Annotated in this window: 14 protein-coding genes and 1 riboswitch; of the genes, 7 read left to right on the top strand and 7 right to left on the bottom strand. The window is 47.9% G+C overall.

Going from position 1 to position 19160, the window contains the following annotated elements; all coding sequences use genetic code 11:
- The 3 genes from L976_RS04105 to L976_RS04115 form a co-directional block, all read left to right on the top strand.
- Positions 1-1312: hypothetical protein (locus L976_RS04105; RefSeq protein WP_047540128.1), on the top strand; the 1312-nt coding region annotated here is incomplete at its 5' end.
- A 134-nt stretch (positions 1313-1446) separates the two neighbouring features.
- A riboswitch (cobalamin riboswitch) is annotated at positions 1447-1675 on the top strand.
- A 109-nt stretch (positions 1676-1784) separates the two neighbouring features.
- Positions 1785-3743 carry a TonB-dependent receptor gene (locus tag L976_RS04110; RefSeq protein ID WP_047534524.1) on the top strand — a complete coding sequence of 653 codons (1959 nt, stop codon included), beginning with the start codon at positions 1785-1787 and terminating at the stop codon, positions 3741-3743.
- Positions 3744-4004: 261 nt separating this feature from the next.
- Positions 4005-4733, top strand: a complete 729-nt coding sequence (locus L976_RS04115; protein ID WP_037414412.1) for an HDOD domain-containing protein — start codon at positions 4005-4007, stop codon at positions 4731-4733.
- A 59-nt stretch (positions 4734-4792) separates the two neighbouring features.
- Here the strand turns inward: L976_RS04115 and L976_RS04120 are convergent, their stop codons facing one another.
- Positions 4793-5698, bottom strand: coding sequence for a LysR family transcriptional regulator (locus L976_RS04120; RefSeq protein WP_047534531.1), 906 nt, complete (start codon positions 5696-5698; stop codon positions 4793-4795).
- Between the two features lie 200 nt (positions 5699-5898).
- Here L976_RS04120 and metE point away from each other — a divergent pair, with 200 nt between their 5' ends.
- The 4 genes from metE to L976_RS04140 all read left to right on the top strand — a co-directional run bounded on the left by metE (position 5899) and on the right by L976_RS04140 (position 13163).
- Positions 5899-8169 carry a 5-methyltetrahydropteroyltriglutamate--homocysteine S-methyltransferase gene (metE, locus tag L976_RS04125; protein ID WP_047534533.1) on the top strand — a complete coding sequence of 757 codons (2271 nt, stop codon included), beginning with the start codon at positions 5899-5901 and terminating at the stop codon, positions 8167-8169.
- Positions 8170-8540: 371 nt separating this feature from the next.
- Complete coding sequence (locus tag L976_RS04130; RefSeq protein ID WP_047534536.1) at positions 8541-9752, top strand: efflux RND transporter periplasmic adaptor subunit; 1212 nt, start codon at positions 8541-8543, stop codon at positions 9750-9752.
- Between the two features lie 2 nt (positions 9753-9754).
- On the top strand, positions 9755-11725 hold the full coding sequence (locus L976_RS04135; RefSeq protein WP_047534539.1) for a MacB family efflux pump subunit: 1971 nt from the start codon (positions 9755-9757) through the stop codon (positions 11723-11725).
- Positions 11726-11729: 4 nt separating this feature from the next.
- A complete protein-coding gene (locus L976_RS04140) occupies positions 11730-13163 on the top strand; it encodes an efflux transporter outer membrane subunit (RefSeq protein WP_047534542.1) in 1434 nt (477 codons plus the stop codon).
- 85 nt (positions 13164-13248) lie between these two features.
- Here L976_RS04140 and L976_RS04145 read toward each other — a convergent pair whose 3' ends face one another.
- The 6 genes from L976_RS04145 to L976_RS22220 all read right to left on the bottom strand — a co-directional run bounded on the left by L976_RS04145 (position 13249) and on the right by L976_RS22220 (position 19094).
- Positions 13249-14373, bottom strand: a complete 1125-nt coding sequence (locus tag L976_RS04145) for a site-2 protease family protein (protein ID WP_047534546.1) — start codon at positions 14371-14373, stop codon at positions 13249-13251.
- Between the two features lie 205 nt (positions 14374-14578).
- Positions 14579-14956 carry a DUF4144 domain-containing protein gene (locus L976_RS04150; protein WP_047534550.1) on the bottom strand — a complete coding sequence of 126 codons (378 nt, stop codon included), beginning with the start codon at positions 14954-14956 and terminating at the stop codon, positions 14579-14581.
- A 248-nt stretch (positions 14957-15204) separates the two neighbouring features.
- Complete coding sequence (locus L976_RS04155; protein ID WP_047534553.1) at positions 15205-16896, bottom strand: DUF342 domain-containing protein; 1692 nt, start codon at positions 16894-16896, stop codon at positions 15205-15207.
- Between the two features lie 583 nt (positions 16897-17479).
- Positions 17480-17878: a hypothetical protein gene (locus L976_RS04160; RefSeq protein ID WP_047534556.1), complete on the bottom strand. Its 399-nt coding sequence runs from the start codon at positions 17876-17878 to the stop codon at positions 17480-17482.
- A 90-nt stretch (positions 17879-17968) separates the two neighbouring features.
- Positions 17969-18439: a L,D-transpeptidase family protein gene (locus tag L976_RS04165; protein ID WP_047534559.1), complete on the bottom strand. Its 471-nt coding sequence runs from the start codon at positions 18437-18439 to the stop codon at positions 17969-17971.
- Between the two features lie 61 nt (positions 18440-18500).
- Positions 18501-19094: a hypothetical protein gene (locus tag L976_RS22220; protein ID WP_156143148.1), complete on the bottom strand. Its 594-nt coding sequence runs from the start codon at positions 19092-19094 to the stop codon at positions 18501-18503.
- Positions 19095-19160 lie beyond the last annotated feature (66 nt).

The following is a 19160-nucleotide window of genomic DNA, read 5'->3' on the forward strand; positions in this document are numbered from 1 at the left end:
TAACGGTAAACTGCTCCAATTTAAGGAAAATCCGAGTCCACAGTACCGCCATATTCCCTGTGATTTACCCGCTGTCGAGACTGTGGTCACCAATAGTTCGGCCTTTGCGGCGTTAACACAATCCGGTGAGGTGATCACTTGGGGTGATAGCTATGCTGGTGGCGATAGCCGCGAGGTGACTGAGCAGCTTAAGCAAGTTAAGCAAATCGTCTCGATTAAAGATGGGTTTGCCGCGTTACGTCAAGATGGCACTGTGGTGTTCTGGGGCAATGCGGGGAAATATCGCCTCGACAAAGCCCTACAAAACCGCATGACCAATATTACCAAGTTGTTCGCCAATCAAGAGGCCATTGCCGCGCTAGATGCCACAGGCAAGGTACATACTTGGGGTTATGGCCCCTACGGCGGCAATAGTTTGCATGTGCAGGATCAATTAGTTGATGTCGTCGATATCTTTGCCAGAGGACGCAGTTTTGTCGCCCTTAAAAAACAGGGCAGTGCTGTGATTTGGGGGCAGGTTGAAGAGTCGACCAATATGAAAAAGTTACTCCCGCAGCTTACGGATGTGGCGAAGATCGAATATTTTCAACACACCTATGCCGCCTTGAAAAAGGACGGTACTGTGGTGAGTTGGGGCTGGCGCAGTGATGCTTACTCGATCCGCAGCGCCTTAAAGGATGTGGCGAGTATGACGGCAAACAATTGTGCCTTTGCGATTTTAAGTCCTACGGGGGATGCGCATTTTTGGGGCGATGGCATTAACTGTGGTGTCGATTGGATTAAAAAAACCGACATTACAGGCGTGAAGGAGATTATCAGTGTCGGCTCAGGGTTTTTATTACTGCGGGATAAGGCCGTGCCGCAAATTGTGGCCGACGACACTGACTACGCGTATATGTTTGGGTTTCACTATGCCCAAGAGATTCTTGATAAATATTGGCAGGAAGGAAGTGTTATTACTCAAGGACCATCCTCCTTTGTGTTTACGCGTCCCGATGGCAAAGTGGTGCCCGTTGGATATCGCGCCAACCGTGATAATGTGGAAAAGTTAATGGCACGTATTCCGCGTCTCACGTGGTTAGATGGCGCAAATGACGGTTATGTTGGCATTAGCGACAAGGGGGAGTTGGTCTCTTGGTCGATGAATTTGCCCATGTTCGACAAGTCGCCTGTGCAACCTGCTGACTCGTTAGTGATTAAGCCGCTGGATTTAAGCCCGGTTGCCCAATGCGAAACCCCTGAGCAGCGTCAGGCGATTTTAAGTAAAGACAGACCCCAACCAGCGGCAAAAAACTGGGATGGCGTTTTCTAACTCATGTGAGCTTTCTCGCCAATCTGAGATTAATGGACTTTCATCCGTATAGACGTCTATAATGCGCGCGCTTAGGTCTTTAATATTCTGAGCCTTGTTGGGCGTTAACAGGTTTGACGCCCTTTGAACCTAATTTTGAGTCAACCTTCTGTGGTGCTTGCGATGATGAAGTCGCGAGATAATCGGGAAGCCAGTGAAATTCTGGCACTGCCCCCGCAACGGTAAAAGGTGAGAGACGACCGCATTTGATAGGCGTTCACGATGAACACTGAAATCGAGTGTGTAAAGGTCAGTTTCGCGTTCATCTCAAGTTGAGATGGATATAGCCTAAGTCCGGAGACCGGCCCTAAAGGTGTTTTTGAGATTTCGGTGGGCAGATCTCAAAATGCGATAGTGACTATCAGTGTTTTCTACTGAATCAACGGTATCGTGGCGCTAATGCCCCGTTTTCCTTGTAGGAGTTAAAGGTAAAATGGGAACACATCCAACCAAAATTGCGCTGCTGATTGGCAGCCTTTGCAGTGTATCAATTATCGCGCCCGCTGTGGCTGCTGATGAAACTCATGCCGCCAACGTCGATGAGCATATCGTGGTGATTGGTCGTGCTGATAAGACCCCGTTAAATATTGCCGCTAATGTGAATGTGATTGATGCTGCGGCGATTGAAATGAGTGGCGCGACTAATTTGACTGACGTCTTACGTGGTCAGAGCGGTATTCAAATTTCGGATAACAATATTGGTACTAGCTTTGCGATGCGCGGTTTTAGCGCCAGCGCTGCGGTAAACAACACCTTGATTTTGCTCGATGGTCGCCGTCTGAATAACATTGATATTGCTGCGCCTAGCCTGAATGCAATTCCCTTAAATCAGGTTGAACGCATCGAGATTTTATCCGGCAGTGCGGGCGTGCTCTATGGCGATCAAGCCGTGGGTGGCGTGATCAATATTGTGACTAAATCGCCTGAGAATACGGGTGGCAGCGTGCAATTATCCGGCGGTAGCTTTAATACCTATGAAGGTCGCGGCGATGTGTCTGGCGCAATCAACAAGGATTGGCGCTATTTCTTGACCGGAAGCTACAACCAAGGTGACAACTATCGTCAGCATAATGCCAATGAAACGGGCTCTATCCTTGGCCGCATTCAATATAAAACGGCGACTGATTCTTTCTTTGTCGAAACCAGCTATTACGATGATGACCGCGAAAATCCAGGGGCATTGACTAAAGATCAATTTAAAGACAACCCACGTTACTCTGGGAACGATAAGCAATATTCCCATGAAATGACCACTGCGGCGCGTACGGGCTATCAGCATCAGCTTAATCAAAACTGGGCATTAGCGGCGGATCTAGATTACAGCGATACCTTAGTCAGCTCACTCAATTGGGGCCAGAGCCATAATACTCGCTCACTGCTGATGTTTAGCCCTAAGGCGCTTGCCAACTACAGTACCCGTCAAGGTGAGCTAAACCTAGTGACTGGTTTGGATATCAGCCGCGGTAAAGCCGAGTTTGACTCTATGGCGCGCAGTAACGTGCAGGATATGCAAAGTGCTTACCTGCAAGCCACTGTGCCGTTAAGTCACACCTTAAGCTATGTGGTGGGCGGACGTTACGCGCGGGTGACTGACGATCTGGTCGATGGCAATGTGTATCCAAACGGTATTGATTTAGATGAAGATGCCACTGCATTCGAGTTCGGTTTAAATTACCGTCCGAGCGCCGAGCACAGATTCTATCTACGTGGCGATGAAAACTTCCGTTTCGCTAAGGTGGATGAGCAAGCCTACACTCCGAAAGATGTGTATGGCTTAAAGCCGCAGACCGGCCGCTCCTATGAAGCTGGTTGGGATTGGGCTGTTGCCAGCCAAACTTTGCGAGTGAGCCTATACCGCCTCGATTTAGAAGATGAAATTGTCTTCGACCCGAGTGCTGAAAAACCTGTTGGGGGCAGCTTCCAAGGCGCTAACGTCAATGCCGATGCTTCACGCCGTTATGGCGCGAGTGCCGATTGGGATTGGCAGGTGACTAAAGCGTTGCAACTAGGTCTTGAGTACAACTATATCGATGCCGAATTTACCGATGGGGTAAATGATGGCAAGAAATTGTCTTGGGTGGCCGAGCATTCGGGACGCGGTTATGTCAGCATGGATTTTGCCGAACATTTTCAAGTCTTTGCCGAGGCGATTTATACGGGCGATCGCTTTATCGAAGGCGATAATGCTAACCAAGGCGATAAATTGGCTAGTTATGTCTTAGGTAACTTGGCACTTAACTATACCCGTGACGCTTGGTTAGCGAGCCTGCGTATCGATAACCTGTTTGATAAAGACTATGTCAGTGCTGGTTATTATGCTGGTGGAACCTATGACGGCTATTACTCAGGCCGAGGCCGTGATATTCGCTTGACGGTAGGTTACCGCTTCTAAGCCGAATCCTGATAATTAAGTGATTTAGCGCATTTTAAAGCCAGACGTTGTCTGGCTTTGTTATTTCTGCTGTTGGGTGCAGAGAAAAATCATTTTTACGGGTGTAATACAGGCTAAGTCGTTGCTTATACTGTAAAGCACATCATCTTTAGGGTTAACGCAATTATTCTACGACTTAGTGCTGAAATTCTTTGTAGTTTGGGTATGATGTGAGCGGTATTCGAATCATCTTATAGCTAATTAACAGGTGTAAAGTGTCCTATGACAGATCTTGAGCAACAGGTTTTTACTCAAGTGAGAGCCATCATAGCGAATGAAGAGCAAGTCATTGGCCGCCGTGGGATCTTAATTCCACTGAAAAAGGCCATTCTTGCCGAAGGCGATATTCGTAATGTGATCGATATTATTTCGAGTGATCCCGCGTTAGCGGCCCATATGTTGATGCGCAGCAATTCGGCGCAAGCTTCTGGTGTGGTTAGCCCTAAGTCTCGCTCTTTAAAAGATGCCTTAATTCGTTTGGGCCAAGTTAATATTTACCGTTACGCCTTTACATTTTATTTGAAAGAACGCCTCGATGAATTGCCTCAACCCTATAAGAAGTTGGTGCAAGGTTATTGGAAACTCACGGAAAATATAGCAACTGATGCGGTTGACAGCTTAGTTGATATGCCGGATGTCGATATCGACCCCGATGAGGTGCAAACCTTGGCGCTGTTTAGTGTGTTCGGCCAGATTATTGCCTTAACCGCATTTGCTTATTTGAATGCCAGCTCTGAGCAATCTTTCCCGCTAAGTGTGATTAAGTCTTTGATCGATAATCAGCAACAAACCTTAACCATCGAAGCCTTTGAAGCCTTAGATCTTGACCAAGATCTGCGCCAAGAGTTTATGATCGCCCACAATCTGCGCCAGACCCGTAATCAAAATTCCCCCGGGTTAATTCTGCGCCGGGTATTGTCAATGCGTGGTTTATTGCTTAACCCGCTCTAAGCACCACCCATAAAAACAAAGCCTGCAATAGCAGGCTTTTTTGTTAAATATTTCAACGCTTAATTGGTTTTTTGCTGGCGGGCTAAGCCTTCGCTTGCTACTAGTTGCAGCCAGTTTTGCACTAAGGCCGAGTTCGCGCTGTGGCGGCGATAAGCCCCAAATAGCGGGCGTTTTAAGCCTTCTTGGCCGAGTTTGACTGAAGCTAAACTCAAACCATGTCCCTCATTGATAGACCAATTGGGTAGGGCGGCGATACCGTCCTTACAGGCGATGCGCTGCAATAACATCATGGTCAAATCACAGGTTTTTTGCTCGCCGGCTTCTATGCCCGCGGGCTCTAAAAAGTGGCGGTAAATATCTAAACGCGCCAGTGGCACCGGATAACTGATTATCGGCAAGCGCGCCAATTGCTTGGGTGTAACATAGGCTTCTTTCGCTAAGGGATGATCCTTAGCAACCACTAACTTCACTTCAAAATCAAACAAATGCTGATAGGCGAGCGAGTGACCTGGCACGGGATCTGAGGTCAGCACTATATCCAGTTCGCCCATTTCTAGGGCATTGAGCGAGTCGAATAGATGACGGCTTGAGAGATCTAACTCTGCTTGGGGATGATCTTGCCTAAATTGCTCCATCACTGGCATTAACCAGCGAAAACAGCTGTGGCATTCAATCCCGACTCTGAGCTGATTGGTTTCAGTTTCCAGCCCATTTTTGAGATCGGTTTCCGTCTCTAACACCTTAGGCAGGATCTCCTCGGCGAGGTGCAACAGGCGTGCACCTTCCTGAGTAAAGGAGAGCGGTTTGCTCTTACGCACAAAAATGGGCGAGTTAATTCGTTGCTCTAACTCCTTAATTTGATGGGAGAGAGCCGATTGGGTGACAAAACGTTTTTTGGCTGCGCCCGCCAAGCTGCCACTTTCCTTCAGGGCCATTAAGGTTCGCAGATGTCTTAGTTCGATCATGATCACTCCAAGTGAATTTCGCTCATGTTGTGCTTGAAATCAATTCGGTTGCTGGCATAGAGACTATCACAATAAACTTCTAGACGTCCAGACGCCCATTGTGATTTATCTAGGCTTAAATGCGAAAAGTTGCCAAGAAAACACCATCAGCTGGGTGCTAGTGCCGAATATGGCTTATCTCAAATAAAGGAAGATATGGTATGCAATTAAACAGTCTTGGTTTTCCCCGTATCGGGCGTCGTCGTGAATTAAAGTTTGCCCTTGAAAAATACTGGCGTGGTGAGAGCACTCAAGCTGAACTGCATGAGGTGGCTAAGGAGTTGCGGCGCACCCATTGGCAATGGCAAGTGGCTGCGGGAATTGAGCAAGTGCCAGTAGGGGATTTTGCCTTTTACGATCAAGTGTTAACCCTGAGTGCGACCCTAAACGCTATCCCCGATCGCCACCGTGGTGAGGGTGCTATCGATCTTGATACCTTATTCCGCGTTGCCCGTGGCCGCGCACCAAGTGGCATCGATGCGCCAGCCTCGGAAATGACTAAGTATTTCAACACTAACTATCACTACTTAGTGCCAGAGCTTAAGCAAGACCAAGTGTTCTCTATCGCTTATGAGCAGTTTTTTGATGAAGTGGCCGAGGCGCAGTCATTAGGTTATCAAGCCAAGCCTGTGTTGTTAGGCCCTGTGAGTTACTTGTATCTGGCCAAAACCGTGGAGCAGGATTTCGATAAACTCAGCCTATTGCCAAATCTGTTAAAGGCCTATGCCGACATTCTCGCGCGTTTTGCTGCGCAGGGCGTGACTTGGGTGCAACTTGAAGAGCCGATTTTGGCGCTCGAATTAGCCGCCGATTGGCAAGCAGCGATTAGCGAAGCTTATCAAGCGCTTAAAACGGCTCAAGTGAAGATTTTACTCACCAGTTACTATGGCAGCATTAGCCATCATCAGGCATTGGTTTCCGCGCTGCCGGTGGCGGGGGTGCACCTAGATTTAGTGACTGCCCCTGAACAATTGGCCTTGTTTGCTAATGCATTAAGACCAGATCAAATTCTGTCAGCTGGCGTAGTTAATGGCCGTAACGTGTGGGCGGCAGAGGTTGATCAGATTGTCGAGCGTATCGGCAGTGTTGCCAGAGACTTAGGCCAGCGTTTATGGATTGGCACTTCGTGTTCACTGCTGCACAGCCCTGTGGATTTAGAGGTAGAGACAACGCTCGCGCCGGCGCTACGTCAGCAGCTCGCATTTGCTAAGCAAAAGCTGTTGGAACTGGCGAATGTGCGTCAATTGCTGCTGGCCCCTGAGTCTGTCGCGGCCAAAGCGATAGTTAACACCTGCGTGGCTCGCCGTGAGGCTAAAGCACAGGCGGCGGATGCTAAAGTGATCGCCCGTGTGAATGCGCTGACCCCAGCCGACTATGAACGTGTGAGCGAATTTACTGAGCGCCAAGCGGTGCAGCAGCGTAAGTACCGTTTGCCATTGTTGCCAACAACTACGATTGGCTCATTCCCACAAACACCGGCAATCCGTGGACTACGTAGTCGATGGCGCAAGGGTGAGCTAAGCGATGCTCAATATACTGAGCAGTTGCAGCAAGTGACCCGCGATACCATAGACCGCCAGCTTAAACTTGGTATCGATGTGCTGGTACACGGTGAGGCCGAGCGTAATGACATGGTGGAATACTTCGGTGAGCAGCTCGAAGGTGTGGGCTTTACCAAAAATGGTTGGGTACAGAGTTATGGTTCTCGTTGCGTTAAGCCGCCATTGATTTATGGTGATGTGAGTCGCCCGAAAGCCATGACGGTTGATTGGGCTGTATTTGCCCAAAGCCTGACGGACAAACCCGTCAAAGGCATGCTAACGGGCCCGGTGACGATTCTACATTGGTCGTTTGCCCGTGAAGATATCAGCCGCGATACCATTGCCACCCAATTGGCGCTGGCAATTCGTGATGAAGTGGTGGATTTACAAAATGCAGGTATTGGCATTATTCAAATTGATGAGCCAGCCTTCCGTGAAGGATTGCCATTAAAGCAAAGCGAGTGGCAGGCTTACTTAGATTGGGCGGTGAATGCCTTTAAACTGAGTGCGGCGGGTGTGATTGATGAAACCCAAATCCATACCCATATGTGTTACAGCGAGTTTAACGATACGATTGCCGCGATTGCCGCCATGGATGCGGACGTGATCACCATCGAGACTTCGCGCTCACGCATGGAACTGCTCAACGCCTTTGAAGATTTTGAATATCCAAATGAAATTGGCCCTGGCGTTTACGATATCCACTCGCCCAATACGCCAAGTGTTGAGGCCATGGTGCACCTTATTGAAAAAGCGGCGCAAAAAGTGCCAGTGCGCCAACTGTGGGTTAACCCCGATTGCGGCCTTAAGACACGCACTTGGGCTGAAGTCGAACCCGCGCTGAAAAACATGGTCGATGCGACCCGTGAACTACGTCGCCGCCTTGGCTAAGCACTGTAAAATCTGCAATGAATGCCTCTTTGGCATAGCGTAAACAACAGGGATACCTAAGGTATCCCTGTTTTGCTATTGGTTGTTTATACAGACCTTTGCTTATAAAAATCAGCGTTTCACGCCATGACCCTTTAGTTTGAGGTATGCAGACAATCTCAAGTAACACGGATTTATATGGTTCAAAGTGTTATCCGTATATTTAAAGGTCTAGGGCGCAAACTTCTACACAGATATTTGCAAATCTTTACCTGATATCGACACTTCCTTCGTCTACTGCGCTTAGCTAACTCTATATACTGGCTGCACTATTTTTCTTCCCGCAAGATACACGCTTGCGCCCATTGGCATTGATGGACACCTAGATTCAGATGAAAAAATCCTCAAAGCGTAAATTGATATTGATCCTAAGCGGCCTCATCCTCCTTGGGGGCGGCGCTTATTTTCTGTTGCATAAACCCGAGGCGGCCCCAAGCTATGTGACGGAGCCCGTTAGACGCGGCGATATTGAAAACTCGGTGCTTGCCAACGGCATGTTGCAGGCCTCCAAGCTGGTGAGTGTGGGCGCGCAGGTCTCGGGGCAAATTCTGAGTTTGCCTGTGGAGCTAGGCCAAGAGGTGAAAAAGGGCGATCTTATCGCGCAAATCGACAGTCTTGCCCAGCAAAACAGCCTGCAAAATGCGCTGGCATCCCTTAAAAACATCAATGCTCAGTATCGTGCTAAGCAGGCACAAATACGTCAGGCAAAACTCGAATATACCCGTCAGCAGCAAATGCTCGCCGATAAGGCCAGCTCCCGCGCAGACTTTGAAGCCGCCGAAGCCACGCTCACGGTGTATCAAGCCGAGCTTGAGCAGTTAGAAGCGCAGAAACAACAGGCTGAAATTAATGTCGACAGTGCCAGAATCGATTTAGGTTATACCAAGATCACTGCGCCTATGGATGGCACCGTCGTTTACTCTGCGGTCGAAGTGGGTCAAACCGTTAACGCCAATCAAACCACACCAACCATAGTCGAGATGGCGCAGCTCGATACCATGACGGTCAAGGCGCAGATCTCCGAAGCCGATATCGTCAATGTGCGCCCAGGACAGCCAGTGTATTTCACTATTCTTGGTAGACCTAACCATCCCTATCGCGGCACTTTAAGGGCGATTGAGCCTGGCCCGACGTCAATGGATGGTGACGATAGCAATATGAGCTCGAGCGATTCAGACGCCATTTATTACCATGGCCTGTTCGATGTCGAAAACCCCGACCGTACCCTACGCATTGGGATGACGGCGCAGATTTCGATTGTGCTTGCCAAGTCTGATGATGCGCTGTTAGTACCATCGCAAGTGCTGAGGGTAAAACCAAGGGATAAAGCGGCTCCGCCAGCGGAAGGCAAGTCCCGTGGGCCGCAATATCAAGTGCCTGTATTGGTGAATAACCAAGTGCAATATGTGGATGTAACTGTTGGTATTAATAACAAAATCAATGCCGAAATCCTGTCTGGCCTGAACGAAGGCGACCAAGTGGTGCTCGGAATGCCCGCCGACGGCTCGACCATGAAGTTCCGTGGCCCACCAATGAGGTTTTAAGCGTGACTAAGCCATTACTGGAAGTGTCAGCTTGCTACCGCAGTTTTCAGGCGGGTGAGCAACAACTGACTGTACTCAAAGATGTTAATCTTTCCATCGCCCGTGGTGAGATGGTCGCGATTGTCGGCGCCTCGGGTTCGGGTAAGTCGACCCTGATGAATATCTTGGGCTGTTTAGATAAACCCTCAAAGGGCGCGTACTTTATCGATGGCCAAGATACCTCGCAGATGGATGTGGATGAACTCGCAAAGCTGAGACGTGAGCATTTCGGCTTTATTTTTCAGCGATATCATTTGCTTGGCGATCTAAATGCTGTCGGTAACGTCGAAGTGCCCGCCGTGTATGCGGGTAAAGATCGTCTTGAACGTAGACAGCGCGCTGAGCACTTATTGTCGCGCTTGGGTTTAGGTGAGCGTCTCGACCATAAGCCGAATCAGCTCAGTGGCGGCCAGCAGCAGAGGGTGAGTGTGGCACGGGCGCTGATGAATGGCGGTGATGTGATCCTTGCCGACGAACCGACGGGCGCTTTAGATAGTCACAGCGGCGAAGAAATGATGCGGTTATTACAGGAACTGCACCGCGAGGGCCACACCATTATCATCGTGACCCACGATATGCATGTGGCGCAGCATGCCGACCGTATTATTGAGATTAAGGACGGGATGATTATCAGCGATGAGCCTAATCCCGCCTCAAACGTTGCGGCTGCGCCTAAGACTGAAGTGATCCCCGCCAAGACGAAGGTGCGCGCCCGCGTGGCGGCATGGGACAGATATGCCGAAGCCCTGAAAATGGCGCTGCTGGCGATGTCGACCCATAGATTGCGCACCTTTTTAACTATGCTCGGCATTATTATCGGTATCGCTTCAGTCGTGTCTGTGGTGGCGCTGGGTGAAGGCTCGCAGCGGGAAATCTTAAAGAGCATTAGTTCAATGGGCACCAATACCATAGACATTCGCCCCGGCTCAGGCTTTGGCGATAGGCGTTCGGCAAAGGTACGAACTTTGACTGCAAGCGATGCTAATGCACTGAAAAACTTACCCTATGTCGATAGCGTCACCCCGAGCATCGGTTCGAGCGCGACGGTGCGTTATGGCAATAAGGCGGTGACGGCGACTGTGAATGGCGTGGGGCCAGAGTTCTTCCGGGTTAGAGGCTATGAGCTCGCCCAAGGGCAGTTTTGGGACGATGACAGTGTTAATGCGTTAGCCCAAGATGCGGTGATCGATGAAAATACCCGTAAACAGCTGTTCCCTAACAGTAGCGGCGTCATGGGCTCTGCCATCGGGGAAGTCATCTTCCTCGGGGATTTGCCGGTGCGGATTATTGGTGTCACTCAGCCTAAGGAAAGCGCCTTTGGTAATAGTGATGCTCTCAATGTGTGGGTGCCTTACACCACGGTATCAGGCCGAATGGTAGGCAAGAAATACCTTGATGGCATTACTGTTAGGCTCGATGAATCCGTACCGAGCAATGCGGCGGAGCAGGGGATTATTAGCCTGCTGAAGATGCGCCACGGTACACAGGATTTCTTCACCATTAACACGGATACCATTCGCCAGAATATCGAGAAAACCACCGCGACCATGACGCTATTAATCTCGGCTATTGCGGTGATTTCCCTCGTGGTGGGTGGCATTGGGGTAATGAATATCATGTTGGTGTCAGTGACCGAACGTACTCGCGAAATTGGCGTGCGCATGGCGGTTGGGGCGCGCCAGAGTGATATTCTGCGGCAGTTTTTAATTGAGGCCGTGTTGGTTTGTCTGTGCGGCGGCGCGCTTGGGGTGGCCTTGGCCTATTTGATTGGCGTGGTGTTTGCCCAAGCGGGAGGCAGTTTCCAGATGATTTATTCAACGACTTCTATTGTTGCCGCCTTCGCCTGCTCCACCTTAATCGGGGTGTTGTTTGGCTTCCTCCCCGCTCGTAATGCGGCGCGTTTAGACCCTGTTGATGCCCTAGCGAGAGAGTAACTGAATGAATAATCGAGTTTTAACGCATCAAAATGAATTAAGCCGCCGTGTCGGTTCAACGCTTAAGTTCAGCGTGATTGCCACCAGCATTGCGCTGCTCTCGGGTTGTGGCGCGCTGATGCGCTCCGACTTTGAGCCGCCGGCATTACAAGTGCCTGAGCAATGGCAGCACACCCAAGTGAATGGTCAAGTTAGCCTCGACCCTTGGTGGCATAAGTTTAATCAACCCGAATTAAATCAGCTGATTAGCCAAGTGCTTAGCAGCAATAATGATTTGACTCTTGCGACTTTAACCTTGCAAAAGGCGCGTTTACAGGCGGGGTTAGCGTGGGATGATTTGTATCCACAGCTCAGCTCTAATAATACCGCGTCTATGAATAAACCGCTGGAGGGCGGCAGTTCGAGCAAGACATTTCAGGCGAACCTGTCGGTAAGTTATGAAGTGGATCTCTGGGGTAAAGTGTCGGCCAATATCGACCAAGCCCAATGGACGGCGCTGGCAAGCCTAGAAGATAGGGAGAGCACTGCGCAAAGTTTAGTCGCGACGACGGCATCCCTCTATTGGCAGATTGGCTATCTGAATCAGCGGATTGAACTAAGCAATAAGAGTATTGAACATAGTCGACAAACACTGGCATTAACCCAGCGCCAATATGCCTCGGGCGCCGTGACTGAGCTGAATGTGCTCGAATCCCAACGCAGTTTAGCGGGGCAAGAGGCTTCCCACAGTCAATTGCTGCAACAGTTAGCTGAAGCCGAAAATGCCCTAGCGATCTTACTCAATCGCGCCCCGGGGCAAGTGGCGGTTGAGATCAAGCAATTGCCGGACGGTGCGGTGCCTGAGGTTGGCGTCGGCATTCCCGCCGAATTGGTCGGCCGTCGTCCCGATGTGAAGGCGGCTTTGTACCAATTGCGCTCGGCGCTGGCCAGTAAGGATGCGACCTACGCCAGTTACTTCCCAAGTTTGAGTTTGACTGGCAGCGTGGGTGAGTCGACCTCTGAGCTAAAAGAGCTGTTGCGCAATCCCGTGGGGAGTTTAGGTGCGGGTTTAGTGCTGCCTTTTTTGCAATGGAATCAAATGCAAATCAACAATGATCTTGCTGATATCGACTACCAAACGGCGATTGTGAATTACCGTAAAACCCTCTACAGCGCTTTTGAAGATGTGGATAACGCTATCTCGGCCAAGCAGCAATACGCCTACCAAGGTGAGAAGCTTGAGCAGCAATTTAGCGCCGCTGCCCAGGCTGAAGCGATTTATGAGAGCCAATATCGCCATGGCGCTATCGGCATTCAAAATTGGATTGATGCGCAGGAGAATCGCCGCAGCGCTGAGGCCGCATTGCTGGAGAATCGTTATAACCAATTAACGGCCCAAGCGACACTCTACCAAGCCCTCGGTGGGAGCGATATTGCGCCGCCATTAGCGGATAATTAATTGAATTATTAGATAAATAAAAACCGCGATGCCTTAAGTAATCGCGGTTTTTTATTATCTCGCTTTTCTCTTAATGCGAGTCAGATTAGCTGCGCAGGATCTGGAGTGGCAGGCTTAACATATCATCGCCCGTGCCCGCTAAGTGCCAGATAATCCCAACGAGGGCGGCAACGGTCACTAAGTACCAAATGGTTGAGAATATCTGCCCATATCTGTCCAGCGGCAACAGGTGGCTTTGATGACGAGTACGCCATTCAAATACAATTTCTAAGCTGCCGATAAGTAGCAAGAAACCGAGCAAGGCTAAGCCTAAGGTGTAGCTGATATACACCCCAAAGGCGGCGCCAATGACGCAGGCAATTAACCCCATAATGCTGTTCATCGAGAAGCTAATGCTTTTTAAAATATGGCCACCATCGAGGGGTAAAATTGGCAATAAATTAAACAGGTTAAGTAGCGCGTTAAAAGCTGCTAGCCCTGCAAAAAAGACATTGTCCGTCATGTGGTAAGCGATAAGCGAGCCTACCGACATCAACAGGCCGAAGGTTGGCCCCATAATCGAGATGACCACATCCTGCCAGCGGGTGTTAATTTTTTCATCGCTTAGGGCGAGTCCCCCCATAAAGGGGATGAGGTAAATTCCTTTGGTTTTCATCCCAAAGTACTTCATCGCGCGAATATGGCCGTACTCGTGGAATACCAAACAGGCGATAAGTGCCAAGGCAAATTGGAATGAAAACAACCAAGAGTAGGCCGCCACACTCGCGCCCGCGAGTACCACTTTGATGACCTTAGCGCTTTTGAGTAGCTTAAATCCAAGGGAAGCTAAACCAACAAAGCTAAATTTTTGTGGTGTAGTCACTGGGATTTCAGGGGTTTGGCGTTCGATATCTTTTTCGGTACGAGTGCCTTGGGCAATCACTTCTTCATCAATAAGCAGTCGATAGTCGAATCTAAAGGGCTGCCAAACCACATCGGTTTCAAGCCGCACAAGGATTTTATGCTCAAGAACTTGCGCTTCGCCATGCTCGCTGGCCAATTGGCTATGCTGTTGAGTGAGTTCAAATTCATGGACTTTGAGACCGCCATTATCCACTGAAGCGGCTTTTTGTGAGACTAAGGTATTGTCCCAAAAGAGTTGTTGCCAACCTGCGAGGGAGCCTTCCAAACGCAGTGATTTGCCTAAGCAGTCAATCTTAAGTAGTTCCAATTTAGGTTCCGTTTGTTGGTGTATCCGAATGATGTCCAGCGTTGATTTGGCACTTTAAGGCAAAGTATGCAGACCAATCGCTTTGGACATAACGGGCTGGGCCGTTCGTGATAAATTATGCCTGCTAAATGTGGTTGAGGATATTAGCTTTTTGGATCATCTCGTTGAAGACTGTGAATCCTATCAGATTTTACTTTGCTTCTGCTTAGTCATCTAAGCTATGGACGATTTCCATCCCTTGGGCGAATGTTGTAAACGCTAATTTGGCCACACAGCATTGGCCTACGGCATTGGCATGCTTTTGTACCCATTTAATAAAATCGGTGAGGGGCAATTTGTGCTCTTGTTTTAGCAGGTTAGGTAGCTCACCAATAGGATCTTCATGAATAGTGCTTGGGGTGGCGCGGATCAAATATTGGTTACCTAAGCTGTCGAGTAACAGGTCCGTATCGATAAATTGATGCTGATAAAGGCAGGCGAGTTCTAACCAATCACGTTGATGGCCAAGATAAAGGAGTTCATCATTTTGAGTCAGCTTAACTACTGCTGGCCATTGAATATCAGCCATTTTTACTTGAGTCATGTGTATTCCTGGGGCCATGTTCTACTTCAACCTATCACATTTATCCTTATCCCCCAACGCTGGCGTTTACGTGGGGAATCGTAGGCAGTATGCCACCGACTAGGTCAAAGAAGAAAGTCATTGAAATTTTCTTGGGCGAGGATTCACTCGTGGATAACAATGAGGGGGTTATGATTGAAGCAGCAGCCCTAAGGGGCGCGCCACGTTGAATGACATGTGCGCCCTTAGTAAAACGCTTTGAACGTTATTTAACTGGCTGCCGCTTGTGCTTTAGGTTTGGCATTGTAATCAAAGTTAATCTCTTGATTAAGATTGGTGATGGAGCAAGTGCCATGTTCGCGGGTAGTTCTATGATTAGCTTGGCCAATATGAAATTCGACATTGAGGAATACATGCTTAATCACATCGATGTGATACTTATCGAAATAACTTTCCACTTCCTGTTTTAGGCTATCAAATTCGAGCTCTTCACGGGTGCGCTCGTTTAAAATCCGATTTTTCTCATCGAGCATCATCTTAATCTGCTCAATCATCACGGGATCATTTTGCCATTCGGATTTTGGGGGAAGTCTTTTTAGGCGAGCTTCAATATCGAGGGTGGCTATCACCATTGATTGGACACTTTCCTCCAGCTGTTTGAGGTTTTGCTTGAGCTCGCCTTGCTCCATTGCGCAAAATACTTCTGTTTTTGTCCCCGCAGTGGCACCAATGGCAACGGCAATGAGTCCTTTTTCAGCATGGGCGACGCCACCAGTTAAATCGCCGCGGCGACCGCTAGTGTCACTTATCGTCAGGGTTCCTGCTGTTTTGGTATTACTATGAAGTAATTGCTTAGTGATCAGAATATTCCCCTTTGCAGTTAATTGGGAATATTGCACAAACTGGGCGCTGATTTGCCCTTGAGCTGTGAGGTTAGTCGAAAACTCATTGACGCGAATTTGCCGACCAATAACGCCTTTACTAACGGTAATATCGCCTTCTGCCTCAAGGGTCGCTGAATCGACAAAGCCCATCACAGTAATATCACCGGAGCTTTTCACTATCATGCCTTCGTGTACATCACCTGTGATTAAAATACTGCCTTTAAAGGTGACATGACCCGTGCTGATATCGACATCTTTTAGCTGTAAAACATCATCAACATTCATGCCTGTGCGGGTTTCAACGGGTTGCCCTGCTACAGTGGCGATGAGTTTGTTGGGATCATTCGGATGGATGCTGGTACCTGTTCCAGCTAGTAAAGGCAGATCCTTGCCAGGCTTTTGCTTAAGAACTTCTCCTTTAATGTTATAACCGGGAGAGCCTTCGGTCCCTGGGTGTTTGATCATCAAAATATCGTTAGGCTTGACCATTATCATGGAGCCAAGATTACGCATATCCACAGTACCATCTTCGCGCTCCTGCGGCTGGAGTAAGCGCTCACGGGCCAGCGAAACCTTACGCTCTAGCACGGCATTTTGGCCGTTTACTGGGTGCTTGCCTTGGGCGATTTCACTTTGACAGCTATCGCCGGGTTTGAGCTTGGTGATTTTTTGCAGCAAGGTTTGGATTTTAAGTTTGCTTAAGCCCATGCAAACATTATTTTTTTTAAGTTCAGTAAGAATTTCAGGTAAGTCGACCGCTTTACCTCCACAAGGGGCGGTTAGGGTCATGGTGGCGAGCATTTTATCTGGGCTGATTTCAATCTTAACGCTACCATCTCGGCGTTCAGCCAGTACGGAAAACAGTTCAAATTTACCATCTTCTTGATGGTACAGAGAGTTGGTTTGCGCCACCACTTTATCGATGGCCTGATCAAGTGGATACAGTGAGCAAAACTCTGGGAGCGATAACAGGCGCATCACATCATCACGGGTGATGGGGCCATGCTCTTTGGGGATCAGGCGTAATTCCGCCTTGCTTTTGTCACTGCTTAACTCGAGGAGTTCAGGGGCCAACATAAAGCGCTTCCTTACTCGTTTGTTTTATTATTGTTTTATCGGCTAACGCGAGTATAACAGTAGAAACTTTGCGCAAAGAAGCCTTTTCGACGCGAAAAAATGTAAATGTTGTGTTTTTGTTGTCATGGTCTATTGGTTGATTTATCAATAGATTTTTTATTTGATTAACGATAGTTAATCTAGTGTAATCTCTGGTTTTTTTCAAAATCTCAGCACGGGTGTTGATTGGGAAAGTTTTTTTAGCTTAACAAAAAATAAACTTTACAACGCTGTCGGGTATGTTAGGGAGAGGTAGGCAGGACAACATTCTTGATAATTTAGCGTTTACTGCATTTGATACTGTTCACAAAATGATGAAAATCTTATCTAGATAGCAGCAAGTGTTCGGCTGGGAGCGCGACTTTATTGAGGGCGTTCTTAAAGGGATAAGGTTTCTATCCAGATGGGGGGCGCGTTAAAATCTTCGAGTAATCTAACTTAGGGGCAAAAGTAAGCTAAGTGCTTTGCTTCAATTTGTGGGGTTAGGATTAAATTGTAGGGTCAGGATTAAAAATTCTATGGTTAGCATTTGATTACCCCTTCGCTATTCTTGTGTTACACCCCCATGAGTCAGTTCAAATCTGGGTTCTTTATTGCTTGGCCATGTTGGCTTTTCTATGGGAGATTCAAAAGTGGTCAGCCAAACTTCAAGCTCACCGGAGCCTGATAAACACCCCATGAAGGAAAAACACATACCGCTATTTATCATGTTATTGGCAAATTGAATCGCATCTTCAAGAGCGCCTTCTTCCTTGTTATGGCTGAAGCTTTCATCGTCCCACACCCAGTTAATAGGTGCCCCATTTTCATCACAAGCAAGGTATCTTACGTTCTTATAACCGTTGCTAGCTGCTGTTAATGAATCCAGAAAGGATTCTCTGATTTCTGAGAATCTCTTTTTGAATGCTTCAATACCTAAATCTTTACTAATAATGTGCTTCATACTTGCTCTAGAGGTTAACGCTTGCAGCAGCCGAGCGTAGCGAGGTCCTGCCCAAAAGGGGCGTTGCTGACTGCACTTGTTACATGCCTGCTACTCAATTTGAATTTTGGTACCGACATTTACCAATTCCATAAATTCATCCATTTCGGAGTTTGTAATGGCAATACAGCCGTTTGTCCAATTAAAGCGCTGCGCAATTGGAGCAAGCCAACCTAACCAATTACGCTGCCCATGAACCATAATAAAACCACCTGGCGAAACACCATTTTTCTCAGCATTAGCTATATCAACTGTGTTTGGATAACTGACATGCATAGCCCTATAGAATGAAGAGTCTTCTTTTTTGTAATCAAGCGTGTATTCACCTTCAGGGGTCTTTTCATCACCTTCTTGTTCTTTATGCCCTTTAGGATTAGCACCAAGGGCAACGTCATATACTTTTACTATTTCACCAGCCGACAATAAGTACATTTTCCTTTCGGATTTGTCGACTTTAACCAGATCTACTTCAGCAAAAGCCGTTTGAGTAGCGAACATCAAAATGAGCAGGATATATTTCATAGCATGTAACGCTGCGCTCTGGGGCGAACCGAAGCGTAGGTTTGTCCTTAGCAGCGCTTTGTTACATTTGTACTTGCAGCGACTGACGTAATTCATATAGTTTCTTGTACTCGTCTAAACCAACAATAAGCATTCTCTTCATTTGTTCACTACCACCTGCAGTACCCATTCTATTTGCAGCTTTTTCTACAGAATCATTATCCAACGCTTCAATCGTTAACTGCGCTGGCTCTGGAATGATATCTGAACCTGAATATTTACTGCTTATCGAGTCGCTACTTTTTGAAATTCTAGTGAGCTGTCCTTTAATCAGAACGTTCACTACATCCAATAGATTGCTAGCTAATTCGTCTTTGCATCCGAACGATACAATTTGATCATATAAATTCCAGAAGTCGCCAATTCGACTATCGACAGTACCTCCGTCTGAGACACCTCCTGGATACCTTTTTGCAAGAATCAGCAAAAATCTATAGGTTTCAGTTCTTGCCGCTTTCAATTCACTAATTGATTTTTCAGCATCTTTTTTGACTTCTTTTAGCTTTACTATATTTCCAGCTATTGAGAATTCCTGAATCTCAGATGCAAACGAAAGAATCAAACCAATCAAAGCAAAAGCGATTAGAAGACTAACAAACTCGGAGTGTAGTGGCACACTGAATTTGGCCACCTAATAAGAAATGTTATGATCTCACTCATAACCCATTTAGGTGATAACATG

It is taken from the genome of Shewanella sp. ZOR0012 (assembly GCF_000798835.1).
GTDB classification, from domain to species: domain Bacteria; phylum Pseudomonadota; class Gammaproteobacteria; order Enterobacterales; family Shewanellaceae; genus Shewanella; species Shewanella xiamenensis.